Consider the following 13,206-nt stretch of genomic DNA (forward strand, 5'->3'; position numbering starts at 1 on the left):
CTCTCTTAGTGTTTCTTATGGTATGGAACCTGAACAAGAAGCCTTATCTATTGTTTCCTTCAAGGACTGAGAGGCCGCTTCCCCGTTAATAAATTGAATCCCAAATTATTTTAAAAACATCCGCAACATCTTCCTCTTAAACTTATTATACCTTTGATACCGCACCGGAAGATCCATCCAGGTCTTTTTATCCACAATACTCCTGTAATGTGTAAACTCATCGAATCCGGCTTTCCCGTGATATCCACCCATTCCGCTTTCACCGACACCGCCGAACGGCATGGCACTGGTAGCAAGATGAATGATGGTATCGTTGATACAGCCACCACCGAAGTGACAGCGGTCAAGGACTTTCTTCTGTGCAGCTTTATCTTCACTGAAAAAATACAGTGCCAGCGGATGCGGATGTGATTCCACGGTCTGAATGGCATCATCCAGTGATTCGTAAGTCAGGATCGGAAGGATTGGTCCGAAGATTTCCTCGCCCATGACAGCATCCTCCCATGTAACATTCTTCATCACAGTAGGTGCAATGCGTAAGATCTTGGCATCCGATTGTCCGCCGATCACTACTTTGGAAGAATCAATCAGCCCCTGCAGCCGCTGGAAATGTTTCCGGTTGATGATCTTACCGTAATTAGGATTCTCCAATGGATGTTTACTGAACTGACGGCGGATCTCGGATTTGATCGCATCGGTCAACTGGTCACGGATCGCTTTATCACAGAGAATATAATCCGGTGCGACACAGGTCTGTCCGCAGTTTAAGTATTTACCAAAGACAATACGTCTTGCGGCAAGAGGAATTTTGGCCGTAGAGTCTACAATACATGGACTTTTACCGCCAAGTTCCAAAGTTACCGGTGTTAAATATTCGGCTGCATGTCTTAAGACTTCACGTCCGACCGTCTTTCCGCCGGTGAAGAAGATCTTATCAAAACGCTGGTTTAAAAGAGCCTGGTTCTCGGCACGTCCGCCGGTCACAACAGAGACATATTCATTTGCAAAGCATTCTTCGATGATCTCCCGCATCACACGGCTGGTGGATGGTGCATAAGCACTTGGCTTAACGACAGCGGTATTGCCGGCAGCCAGTGCATCGATCAGTGGTTCCAGAGTTAGCAGGACCGGATAATTCCAAGGACTCATAATGAGAACATTTCCGTATGGGGAAGGAGAACGGAAGCTTTTGGCTGCAAACTGTGCCAGCGGTGTCGGAACGACCGTTTCTTTTGTCAGTTTTTTTATGTGCTTCAGCATCCAGCTAAGTTCTGAAAGTGTGAGTCCTATCTCACACATATAGCTTTCTGTCTCACTTTTTCCAAGGTCGGCTTTTAAGGCAAGATTCAGATCCGGTTCGTGGCGGATGATAGAATCTTTTAATTTCTGAAGTTGCTCTATTCGATAAGCTACAGGCAGAGTCTGGCCTGTCTGGAAAAATTTATGCTGCTTTTCCAGGATGTTCTGAATTTCTGTTTCTGTCATTTTCATTTACCTCCTGTACAAGATGATACATCTGTTCCAGTTTTGAAGGTCCCCATAAAACAGGTACTGGATAGAGAGGGTTCGCTTCTTTATCTGCATAACGGGCCAGTTTCGGAATATCCTCATTGCGGATACCATCCAGTGTCTCAGGGATATTCATGGAAAGATTCATGTTTCGGATATGCCGGATGAATTCTCCGGCAGCAACTGCGTCAAGGTCCGAATCAGAGATGCCGGTAAGACGCGCAAGTCTGGCTAGCTTTTTGTGTGCGGCAGTTCCATACGCTTCTAGTATGACCGGAAGGAGTACAGAATTGGCAAGTCCATGAGGAATTCCGTAACATCCACCGAGACTGTGGGCTACGGCGTGCACATATCCGACATAACTTTTGGTAAAGGCAGTTCCGGCAAGATAAGAGGCACGGAGCATATGATGTCTTGCAGTTTTGTCATTTCCATTATTATAAGCGTTTTGCAGGTTGGCGAAGATCAGTTGGATTGCTTCGACAGCTGCGCTGCGTGTCTGTCTGGTAGTAGAGCGTCCGATATAAGCTTCAATGGCATGGGTCAGTGCGTCCATACCGGTAGTTGCCGTAAGCTGTGGCGGAAGTCCGTAAGTGACGGATGGCTCCAGTACCGCATAGTCTGGAATCAGATTAAAATCGTTGATTGCATATTTGTGATGCGTATCGGCATCGGTGATCACAGCTGCAAGAGTGGTCTCACTTCCGGTTCCGGCAGTTGTCGGAACTGCAATCAGGAGCGGAAGTCTGTGCCAGATCTTTAAGATGCCTTCCATCTTAGAAAGAGACTTATGCGGGCGGGCAAGTCTTGCACCGACTGCTTTTGCACAGTCCATGGAAGAACCGCCGCCGAATGCAAGAAGTGCCTGACATTCATGGTCAAGATAAAGATCCTTCGCATCTTCTACGTTGGCAGAAGTTGGATTTGCAACTGTATCTTTATATATTGTACATGAAATCTGAGATTTTGAAAGCTGTTTTTCTAAAGGTTTTGTAAGTCCAAGCTTGTAGACACCCGGATCTGTGACGAGCAGGATGTGGGAAATGTGATGTTTTTTCAGTACGGCAGGGACATTTTTGAATCCATCGATTAATTCCGGTTCCCGGTAAGGAAGAAACGGAAGAGCAATTTTAAAACAAGTCTGAAAAATGCGACAGTATATTTTCTTAAAAGTATTCATGAGAAACCTCCATATAATATAAAAAATTGTGTGTTCAAAAGAATTGGAAAAATACAGTGTCATACTGCAAAATCCTGTGCTAGAATAAAACTGGGGGTAACACCCATGTCAAGAAAGAGAGTGAAAGATATGCAGAAAAAAGACGAATACTGCATCACTGCAGGTGAATTTGCAAAGATGTGCCAGACCACCAGAGATACACTCCGCTATTATGAGCGCCAGGGAATTCTGGTGCCAAAGAAGAATCCGGTCAACGGATATCATTATTATAGTTATGCACAGATCAGCTCCTATTATTTTATCCGAACATTCCGTGAACTGGACTGTTCGGTGGGTGATATTAAAGAATACCTGTTGGGCGGGGAAGAGGTAAGATTTGACGCTTTTGTGGATCAGCAGTATGACAGACTGCTCATGATGAGAAGAGAACTGGACCGTAAGATCCACACGATTGCCGGAACGAGGAAGATTCTGGATCAGATCCGGATCGCAGATGTAGGGAAACCAGTGATCAGAAAAGTGGAACATTCTTTATATCTGATGTTGACAGAAGTCCGGTCGTCACCGGCGACTTCGTCCGGGGAGATAGCAGAAGATATACGCAGACATCTGAAATGTTGTGAGATTCCGGATGTCCAGGCATTTCCAATGGGATCCGCAATTGGGAAAGAAGCATTTATGAAGGGAATATATTCGTATAAAAATGTGTTTAGTTTTGCGGATAAAAAGCAGAAAGTATATACAGAGATGAAGCCGGGGGAATATCTTGTGGCTGTATCGCGGGAAAGTGACGGAGATATCAGCAGAACTTACAGAAAGATGATGGAATTACTGCAGAAAGAGAAGAAAAAATGGAGTTCAGATATTTACATTCTCAGTATTGTCAATGTGATCGACCCAAACGAAGAACGGAAATATCTGAAATATATATTTGCAGCGGTCAGTGATTTATAGTATCATTTTCATCTTATCTTTCTCCATCTGCATCCAGTAATCTTTGCGCTCTTCAAATTCCTGAGAGATCCATTCCAGTGATTCATCCAGTCCTTCTCCGGTGAATGGAAAATCTTTCAAAGTCTTTACATCATCAGAAGTCTGTTCGAAGCACCATGGTTCCGGATACACCCATACGTGCAGAATGTCATTTTCTGCACGCATGAAGAAGCGCATGCCATGATGAGAACCGGAGAAAGGTTCTTTTTTTAATACTTTTGTATTGAGACCGATAACCTTGATCATAAGAAATCCTCCCTTGTTGTTCAGTCGGTATTCTCATCTTATCACAAAAAGAATGATTCATAAAGGCAGATTTCTAAAGGCAGATTCTTTTATTTCTGAGCCTCTTCTGCAAGTTTTTTGTAATAAAGAATCAGATCTGCAGCCTGCTGATAACTCAGATGAGTGGTGTCAATGGACAGGTTGTAGTATTTGGACTGTCCCCATTCTTCACCGGTGAATTCCTTGCGGAAAGTACTGCGTTTTTCATCAATTTCTTCAATCTTACGTTTGGCTTTTAAGCGGGAATTGATGTGGTCACGGGCCATGACTGCAGCAATCCGCTTGTCCATATCTGCATGAATGAATACACTGAAGGCATTGTCCTGTTCACGTGTAAGGTATCCGGCGCAGCGGCCAATGATGATGCACGGCTTCTCGGCGGCCAGTTCTTCTACGAGTTCAAAAGGAAATGGCTTCTTCTTAGGTCTGGAGTAGTTCATAGCGATAGAATACAGCAGACTGTTCATCGGCTGTTCTTCCAGATATTCTTCAACTTCCCCCTCAAATCCACGTTCTTTTGCAATTGCAATGAAACGTTCTTTATCATAGAATTCATACCCGGTACGTTTTGCAAGAATCTTTCCGATGGCATGTCCGCCGCTTCCATATTCACGTCCGATACAGATAATTGTTTTTTCCATAATCGTTAACCTCCATTTATCTGATTCATAATTCATTAATATAACTGATAGAAAATCGTTGCACCGATAACCGTCATAAGTCCCGAAACAGCGATAGAAAGACTGCTCATAGCACCTTCAATCTCTCCAAGCTCCATAGCTTTGGCCGTTCCCATGGCATGGGAAGCCGTTCCGATGGCGAGACCTGTGGCGATCGGATGCCTGATCCCGCACAGCCGGCAGATCACATCACCGAACATATTTCCGATGATTCCGGTAATGATGATAGCTGCAACGGTGATCGTAACGATTCCACCAAGCTCCTCAGAGATTCCCATTCCGATCGCTGTCGTGATAGACTTCGGAAGCAGGGTTGCATAGATCTTCTTATCCAGATGGAATAACATCGAGAAGACCCATACACCGGCCAGACTGGTGAATACACCGGAGAGAATACCGGCAAGGATAGCTTTCATATTCTTTTTCAACAGTCCCATCTGCTGATGCAGCGGAATTGCAAGGCAGACGGTAGAAGGTGTCAGCAGATAGCTGAGTAACGAAGAACCATCTTCATATACTTCATATTTAATATTGGTAACTTTCAAAATAATAATCACAAATACAATTGAGATCAGCAGTGGATTGCAGAGCGCAAGCTTTGTCTTTTGTCTGAGAATGATACCAATCTCATATCCGATCAGGCTGATTGCCAGACAGAAAAAAGCTGAATCCTGTAATAATTTACTCATGTTTTTTGTCCTCTTTCTTTAAGATAAACTGTGCAATACGTCCGCTTACGGCCATAACAAGGATGGTTGTAACGACGATAATAATACTGATCGGAATGATGACTGGCTTTAAAGCACCCCAGGAAACCATAAGTCCGACTCCGGCAGGGATAAAAAGCATTGGCATGATTTCAATCAGAAATCCTCCGGCTTCATTTACTGCATTGAGTGGAAGTATACCGGTCTGTAAACCGATCAGCATAAGAACGAGGCCGTAGATGCTGGCCGGAACCGGGAGCGGCAGTAATGCGTGCAACAGTTCTCCGACGAATGAAATCGCCAGGATGATCATAAATTGTCTTACAAACTTCATGTGTTCCTCCCTATATCTTGTGAATCATAAGATATCCACTTTACTTTGGTGAAATTGTCCTACCAATTATACCACTTCTGAAATAATATGCACGGAAAATCTTAGCGAAAATTGTATAAAATATAATACGTGTGATATGGCGAGGAATTTAAACGGCATAAATGAGAAATATTATCTGAACAGTCGGAGGTATTAAGAAAATCTTCATAATTTATAAGAGGAAGTCTTTATATTTTTATAGTAAAATGAATCCATATTCTGAAAAGTCTGAAAAACGACAGAGAGGAGGAGTATGAGGAAGGTAATTGAAGTCAGGAATCTATACAAGCTGTACCGTGTTGGTGATGAGTTTGTACGCGCACTGGATGGTGTGGATTTTGAGATATATGAAGGAGAGTTTTGTGCAATTGTCGGGACCTCCGGTTCCGGTAAATCAACACTTCTGAATATGCTGGCGGGGCTGGAAAAACCGACAAAGGGAGAGGTCATCATTGCGGGAAAGCATATTGAAAAGTTAAATGAAGAACAATTGGTGACATTCCGGCGGGATCATGTGGGATTCATTTTTCAGTCATTTCATCTGATGGGAACGTTGAATGCGGTGGAAAATGTAGCATTGCCGCTTAGTTTCCGCGGCGTTCCAAGAGATGTAAGAGTACGAAAAGCCAATGAGATGTTAGATCTGGTAAAACTTGGAAAGCATAAGAAGCATCTGCCGAACCAGATGTCGGGCGGACAGCAGCAGAGAGTGGGAGTTGCCAGGGCACTGGTAGTAGATCCGGATATTATATTTGCCGATGAGCCGACAGGAAATCTGGATTCCCATACATCGGAAGAAGTCATGGAACTGATGCAGCGGGTGGTCAGAGAGCAGAAGAAGACATTGGTCATGGTCACACATGATGATCATCTGGCAACTTATGCGGACAGGGTATTTCATATCCGGGACGGCAGGATCATTAAGATAGAAGATAACCGATGGAAAAAAGGGAAAGAAGAGGGAGAAAGACATGCAGAAACGAATACAGAAAGAGACAGGAAATAATTGCTTGAAAAGAATCATTGTTGCCTTTCTGGCAGTGATCATGATGACAACTATGCTGCATCCGCAGATGGTACAGGCTGCAACAGGAATTACGATCGAGTCAAAAGACAATAAGGTGCTGACGTATAAAGCGGGAGAAAAGAAGACATGGACATTTACTGTAACGAATCATTCGGGGAATCCGATGAATAATGTAACGGTAACACCGGATCTTGGAGATGACAATGATGTATGGCCATTCAAAACAGAGATGCAGAGTTACCAGCAGAACATTGGAACCCTGGAAAACGGAAAATCAAAAGATGTGGCGTTTGATTTTACTCAGAGAGAAGATGTTCAGACTTCACGCTATACTTTAAAGTTCAAGGTTACGGCAGACGGACAGGAAGAAGCAGAAAAGCAGTTCTATGTGAATACCACAGCAAAGCCGGTACAGAAAGACACACAGGATAATAAAGACAACAAAGATACAGATGACGGCAAGGATACAGGAAAAGGCAATGGAGCAGGCAGTGGTTCTGACACATCTTACCAGATACCGGATGCCGGCGGTTACAGTAACGGAGAAGCAGCTTACAGCGGAGGAGCCGGTGGAAGTACGGATGGAGGTGCAGCTTCGGGAAATGGTTCTGTTCCGCGTGTGATCGTAACCGGATTTACAACCGATCCGGCAGAAGTCCGTGCGGGCAGTAATTTCAAGTTAACGATCCATCTGAAAAATACATCCAGGATGAAAGTCAGCAATATGCTGTTCGATCTTTCAGCACCGACAGAAGGCAGCGATGAACAGACGACATCACCGGCATTCCTTCCATCATCCGGTGCAAGCTCCATCTATCTGGACAGCATTGCCCCGAATGGAACAGCCGATATCAGTATCGAACTGAATGCAAAATCAGATCTTCTTCAGAAGCCATACAGCATGGAACTTTCCATGAAATATGAAGATCCGAATGCTACGCAGGTAGAAGGATCGTCAAGTATCTCTATTCCGGTGAAGCAGGATGCAAGATTTGAAATCAGCGATTTTGAGATCAGTCCGCAGAGCGTTGCTGTCGGTGAAGAAGCAAATGTGATGTGTAGTCTTTATAATCTGGGACGGATCAAACTCTATAATGTAAAAGCTACATTTGAAGGAAAGAATATCAAAAAGTCGGAAGTATTTATCGGAAATATAGAATCCGGTGCAACCGGTTCGATTGATGCCATGCTGGAAGGAAAGAAAATATCGGATGGTCCGGCGAAGGTAACGATGACACTTAGTTATGAAGATGAATCGGGAAACATTTCAACAACCACGAAGGATCTGAATCTGGAAGTGACAGAAAAAGTGGATGATGATGAGGCGGCAGCTTCCGATATGCCGGAGGAGACACAGAAAAGTTTTCCTGTAATTCCGGTTGTAATCGCAGCAGTGGTCATTGTAGTGGTGGCAGCAGTCGTAATACTTAAGAAGCGCAAAAAGAAACAGCTGGCAGAGATTGAAGAGGAGGAGTTATTGGATGAACTGGAACGATCTTCTGAGGATGAGCATCAATAGTCTGCGGAGAAGGAAACTCCGTACATTTCTGACGGTCCTTGGTGTGTTGATCGGTACAGCTTCGATTGTAGTGATGATCTCACTCGGACTTGGTATGCAGCAGTCCCTTTATAAGGAAGTGGAACAGTCGGGAGGTCTGACCAGTATCACTGTGACCGGATCGGACAACAGTGACGGTATGACGACAGAAAGTATGGGATCAGGACAGGAGACAGAAAAAAGGATAGATGACCAGTTGGTTGAAAAGATCAGTAAAATGGATCATGTGAAATTAGCTGCACCAATCTATGAGACTTCGGTGATCCTGCTGAAAGGCTCCTATATGGCGTATGTCCAGTTGCAAGGAATGACACCGGAAGGCCTGAAATCCCTAAATATGGATCTTGGAGATGGAACGCTTCCAAAGACCGGAACAGGACATCTGGAGCTGATATTCGGAAATGGCGTGATCACTGATTTTTATGAAACAGGAAGCGGCAACGGATATTATGATACCGGGAAAGTCCCGAATATCAATCTGATGAAAGATTCTCTTTTCATGATCACGGATACAGAGAATTACAATAGTGACAGCAGCACAGCCTTTGGAGAAAGTACAGACGGAACAGCAGGTGCAGGGAGCCAGTCAGATTCCGGAACCGGACAGACAAAACCTGTCCAAAAATATGTAGTAAGGGCAAGCGGTGTGATAAATGGCGGCCTGGATGACTATTCCAATAATTATGACAGTGTATTTTGTGACTTGGAGACTTTAAAGCAGTTATTGCGGAAAGAATATGCAGGTAAAGTCATTCCGGGACAGCCGAAGACCAAAGCTGGAAAGGCATTAAAAGGCTTCTATTATACGTCATTAAAAGTGAAAGCAGACGATATAGATCACGTGAATGAGGTCGCTGATGTAATCCGTAATATGGGATATAATGTTGAGACCAATGCGGAATATCTGGATAGTATGAAGAGTCAGTTCGCGATTGTACAGGCGGTGCTCGGAGGTATTGGTGCGGTGTCATTACTGGTAGCTGCAATCGGAATTGCAAATACGATGATGATGTCCATTTATGAACGGACAAAGGAAATCGGTGTGATGAAGGTACTTGGATGCAGTCTTAGGAATATCCGGGAAATGTTCCTGCTGGAAGCAGCGTTTATAGGTCTTCTCGGAGGAATTGCCGGAAATATTCTAAGCTTCGTAATGTCAGCAGCCATTAATATAATTGTTGGAAGCAGCGGTGCTATGTCGATGGGAACAGACAGCACGATATCTTATATTCCGTGGTGGCTTGTGCTGATGTCCATGGTATTTGCAGTGCTGGTCGGAGTGCTGGCGGGATATTTCCCGGCGAAACGGGCAATGAAGCTGAGTCCGCTTGCGGCGATCAGGAATGAATAGGGAATAAGATTTTTATAATAAATAAAATATAAAATTACAATGAAAGAAGAAGGTGTAAGGCAGATTGCTAGACATCTTCTTTTTTCTTGTCATATGTTCGAAAGAAGTGCAGGTAGTAGGTTTTCTGTATATAGAGGAAGAGCAGGAAAGATAATAATTATGTACAAATGATGAGTGTTAAATTGTTATATATAATGTAAAAATATATAATTAAAATATTGACATATATCGAAAAAAGATATATATTCAAAATAGATAATGAAAAAGCAAAAAATAATAGAAATAATTGTAACATACACAATAAAATCGGAAAGGAGCGAAAGAAGTATAAAGATAACATTAGGAAAATAGATGTTACAGTTTTTCTGTTATTAAAAAAGTAAGGAGGTACTATGTTATGAAGAAATTAGGAAATGCTATTTTAATGATTGATATTCCATTTAATGTGGTGGGAATTATATTGTGCGTGTGGAGAATTAATATTATGCTGCACTCTAATCTGCAAAGATTAATAGATGAGGAGGGAGGCATAGGAACGGCTAATACATTAATTGTTGTTGGTGCGGTATGTTGTTGTATGTTTTTAGTATTGAATATTATATGTGCGGTAGGACGTGCAAGACATAAAGAATCAATGATTGCAGAAGGAATGACTGGAATTTCATTTTTAATAAAAATAATGTGTATTATCTTTTTGGCGGTATACAGATTATTCTTATAATATGAAGAGGGATGGTGGAAGAAGTATGAACAGGTTGTTTAGAGATATATTAAGAGAAAATAAGAATGATTATATTCGAACGGTTTTAGGATGTAGTTGGATTATTTCATTAATATACTTTTCGACAGCAGTGGGTGGCTGCCTTTCGTACATATCAACAGGATCCATCCCTCAAATGACATATTTGATCATAGAAGTGGAAAAAGAATTTCTTATTCCATATGGTTTACTGTTGATCCTGCTGATCTTACTGTTGAGTGGATACATAAGAAAACGAGCCGCTATATACAAAACGTTAACTGTATTCGGAATGAAAAGAAAGTATAAATACAGATTTATTTTATTCGAATATTTGGGAATTGTTGGATTCAGTATAATATTAGGAATCGTATTAGGAATTTATGAATCAAAGGGTTTAAAAATTATTTTAGAATATTTTTTTACAAATATAAAGGGTCATATTCAATATGGTGAGGCTCCGTTGAAACTTACATTAATTATCAGTTTTTTGATTTTTGGACTGGGATTTATCGTTTGTGATCAGGCAATCTCGTGTCTGGGTATTGATTATCTTATCAGTAATGAAAGTGAGACAAGACAACGGACAAAAGTAAATATTAAAATGTGCTTTGTGTCAATTATTATGGCTGGAATTACGATTATATCCCTTATGACATACTGGGGTAAAAGCGGTAATACGATTCCAACCTTACTGGCAGTTATTACAATATTACTTTTTTTATATTTCTATGGTGCTTATTTTATAAAGCGTTTTGAAAGAGGAAAAGGATATTATAAGAAAATTCTTTGGATAGATGACTGGTGTAGCAATTTTTACAGGCATATTAATATTTCGTATATAGCAGGAGCGTTTATATATATTGTTATATTCACGTTTTCCTTTGAAATTATTGATACGCTGCCCATTGTGCAAAAAGAAAATTATCCGTATGATCTGGTATGGGGAGCAAATAAAACGGACAAAGATTTTTTGAACAAATTAGAAAAGAAATATGGAATTGAAGTGAAATGTATTCCGGATATACGGGTTACAGCAGGTGACTATGGAGAACATACAGGAATATCGGCTTCGGAATATCAGAAACTTACGGGTGAAAAACTGAAATTGCATAATCATGAAATATATGTTGTGTATCAACGAAATAAAGCGGAATACGGAACACTTGGAATAGATTACGGAAAAAAAGAACCGAGATTGTATATAGGAAATTCGGATGCGGATATCTGGGTGTATACGATGCGGGTTATGCCCGGTAATCAATTTACACGAGATTATAAGATTGTTGGCACTACAAACAGAATTATAACCGGTAATTTTAAAAGCAGACAATTAGAAGAAAGCGGAATAAAAGGAAATGTTTTTGAAGAGATTATTGTATTTTCAGATGAAGAATATGAAAGAATCAGTAAAACAGCCAGAGGATCTGATTTAACAGTTGCAATCAATATTCCACAAAATTATAGCCGGGTAGTAAATGATATATATAAATATGCAGAGAAAAATTCACAGGTGAATTTTTTCGATTATAAATATGGCAATCTGATTTATGAGAAGAAAGAACTGATCGTAGAGGAACAAGAAGCAAATATGTTAAAAGTAAGTGCAATGATAATTAACATTATTACATTGGTTATTTGTATTATATTTACTTTGTACAATAATATTGCAAGCTATAAAAATAAAATGAGATGGAAGTATACGTTCTTTTACCGGCAGGGAATGGATAAGATGAAAATAAAAAGCCATTTAAAGCGGGAAATATTACTAACAACAGAAATTGCATGTATAAGTAGTATACCGTTTGCGTGTATTATGGTTTTGATAAAAATATTGTATAAGGATTTGAACACATATTGGACGATACGTTATATAGGAGAAAGTTTGCTGGTAGTTGTTGTATTGACAATAGTCATCCATTTCATGGTATATGGTATGGCAAGTAATGTTTATAAACAGATTGAAAGGAGCATTCAAAATGAGCAGTAATATTGTATTGGATGTTAGAAGGGTTGAAAAAAATTACAATACGACAACGCAAGAAGGAAAAGAAAATATTTATTCTGTTTTAAAAGGAATATCCTTTCAAGTTCATAAAGGGGAATTCATAAGTATCATGGGAAGTTCAGGATGTGGAAAAACCACACTTTTGAAAATCATTGGAATGCTTAACGAACCGAGTAAAGGAACTGTGCTATATAAAGGGAAAAATATACAGGAAATATATGGAGAAAATCTTGCCAGGATACGAAGAACAGAGATTGCATTTGTATTTCAAGATTATTATTTGATGAATAGTCTCACCGTAAAAGACAATATTATGCTGCCATTGATTTTGAATGAAAATGATTTAAAAGAAGGTATTAAATCTGTTAGAAAAATAGCTGCTGAATTTGGTATATCCAACTTATTGGATAAATATCCATATGAATTGTCAGGTGGTGAAAAACAAAGAACGGCTATTTGTAGAGCAATGATAGAAAATCCTGAATTGATACTGGCTGATGAACCGACTGGAAATCTTGATTCAAATACTTCTTTGCAGGTGATAAAGACATTGGTTCATATTAATGAAACATTAAATAAAACTGTAGTAATGGTAACACATGATCCTAAAATGGCAAGTTATGGGAAAAGAACACTTTTTCTAAAAGATGGAGTAATATTGGACTCTCTGATAAAGAAAGAATCAAATGAAAAATATTATGAAAAAATTTTAAATAAAATGGTTCAGATATAAAATGGAAGCAGGTTGAAAAATGATTAGGGTTAAGGTATTATAAAATAATTGGTGAGTATGTTA

13 protein-coding genes are annotated in these 13,206 nt (G+C 40.5%); 7 read left to right on the top strand and 6 right to left on the bottom strand.

The genetic code is table 11. The annotated features are described in order from the left end of the window. Positions 1 to 105: 105 nt before the first annotated feature. The gene (locus OCV72_RS10195; protein ID WP_055283657.1) at positions 106 to 1,485 is read right to left on the bottom strand and encodes an aldehyde dehydrogenase; all 1,380 of its coding nucleotides are present in this window, start codon (positions 1,483 to 1,485) and stop codon (positions 106 to 108) included. After that, positions 1,442 to 2,689: an iron-containing alcohol dehydrogenase gene (locus OCV72_RS10200; protein ID WP_055283659.1), complete on the bottom strand. Its 1,248-nt coding sequence runs from the start codon at positions 2,687 to 2,689 to the stop codon at positions 1,442 to 1,444. Before OCV72_RS10200 ends, OCV72_RS10195 begins: the two co-directional genes overlap by 44 nt. A gap of 105 nt (positions 2,690 to 2,794) precedes the next feature. Between OCV72_RS10200 and OCV72_RS10205 the strand changes: the two genes are divergently transcribed. After that, positions 2,795 to 3,643, top strand: coding sequence for a MerR family transcriptional regulator (locus OCV72_RS10205; RefSeq protein WP_055283661.1), 849 nt, complete (start codon positions 2,795 to 2,797; stop codon positions 3,641 to 3,643). On the opposite strand, the gene OCV72_RS10210 is transcribed toward OCV72_RS10205, so the two are convergent. The 4 genes from OCV72_RS10210 to OCV72_RS10225 form a co-directional block, all read right to left on the bottom strand. Then, positions 3,638 to 3,928 carry a hypothetical protein gene (locus OCV72_RS10210; RefSeq protein ID WP_028088492.1) on the bottom strand — a complete coding sequence of 97 codons (291 nt, stop codon included), beginning with the start codon at positions 3,926 to 3,928 and terminating at the stop codon, positions 3,638 to 3,640. The genes OCV72_RS10205 and OCV72_RS10210 overlap by 6 nt on opposite strands. 89 nt (positions 3,929 to 4,017) lie before the next feature. Beyond that, positions 4,018 to 4,608, bottom strand: coding sequence for a cytidylate kinase-like family protein (locus OCV72_RS10215; RefSeq protein WP_055283662.1), 591 nt, complete (start codon positions 4,606 to 4,608; stop codon positions 4,018 to 4,020). Between the two features lie 35 nt (positions 4,609 to 4,643). After that, complete coding sequence (locus OCV72_RS10220) at positions 4,644 to 5,336, bottom strand: LrgB family protein (protein ID WP_055181568.1); 693 nt, start codon at positions 5,334 to 5,336, stop codon at positions 4,644 to 4,646. Beyond that, complete coding sequence (locus OCV72_RS10225; RefSeq protein ID WP_006426152.1) at positions 5,329 to 5,688, bottom strand: CidA/LrgA family protein; 360 nt, start codon at positions 5,686 to 5,688, stop codon at positions 5,329 to 5,331. The genes OCV72_RS10220 and OCV72_RS10225 overlap by 8 nt, the downstream gene beginning before the upstream one ends. A 292-nt stretch (positions 5,689 to 5,980) precedes the next feature. Here OCV72_RS10225 and OCV72_RS10230 point away from each other — a divergent pair, with 292 nt between their 5' ends. The 6 genes from OCV72_RS10230 (at position 5,981) to OCV72_RS10255 (ending at position 13,143) form a co-directional block, all read left to right on the top strand. Further along, positions 5,981 to 6,733, top strand: coding sequence for an ABC transporter ATP-binding protein (locus OCV72_RS10230; protein WP_055283664.1), 753 nt, complete (start codon positions 5,981 to 5,983; stop codon positions 6,731 to 6,733). Beyond that, positions 6,699 to 8,273, top strand: a complete 1,575-nt coding sequence (locus tag OCV72_RS10235) for a COG1361 S-layer family protein (protein ID WP_055283666.1) — start codon at positions 6,699 to 6,701, stop codon at positions 8,271 to 8,273. The genes OCV72_RS10230 and OCV72_RS10235 overlap by 35 nt, the downstream gene beginning before the upstream one ends. Then, on the top strand, positions 8,236 to 9,663 hold the full coding sequence (locus tag OCV72_RS10240; RefSeq protein WP_055283668.1) for an ABC transporter permease: 1,428 nt from the start codon (positions 8,236 to 8,238) through the stop codon (positions 9,661 to 9,663). Before OCV72_RS10235 ends, OCV72_RS10240 begins: the two co-directional genes overlap by 38 nt. Positions 9,664 to 10,060: 397 nt before the next feature. Further along, positions 10,061 to 10,384 (top strand): hypothetical protein, encoded by a 324-nt coding sequence (locus OCV72_RS10245; protein WP_055283670.1) that lies wholly within the window; start codon positions 10,061 to 10,063, stop codon positions 10,382 to 10,384. A 481-nt stretch (positions 10,385 to 10,865) separates the two neighbouring features. Beyond that, a complete protein-coding gene (locus tag OCV72_RS10250) occupies positions 10,866 to 12,392 on the top strand; it encodes a hypothetical protein (protein WP_172677220.1) in 1,527 nt (508 codons plus the stop codon). Then, positions 12,382 to 13,143, top strand: coding sequence for an ABC transporter ATP-binding protein (locus OCV72_RS10255; protein WP_055283674.1), 762 nt, complete (start codon positions 12,382 to 12,384; stop codon positions 13,141 to 13,143). The genes OCV72_RS10250 and OCV72_RS10255 overlap by 11 nt, the downstream gene beginning before the upstream one ends. The last annotated feature ends 63 nt before the right edge of the window (positions 13,144 to 13,206 follow it).

The sequence above is a fragment of the Dorea amylophila genome (assembly GCF_025567265.1).
GTDB lineage: Bacteria > Bacillota > Clostridia > Lachnospirales > Lachnospiraceae > Dorea_A > Dorea_A amylophila.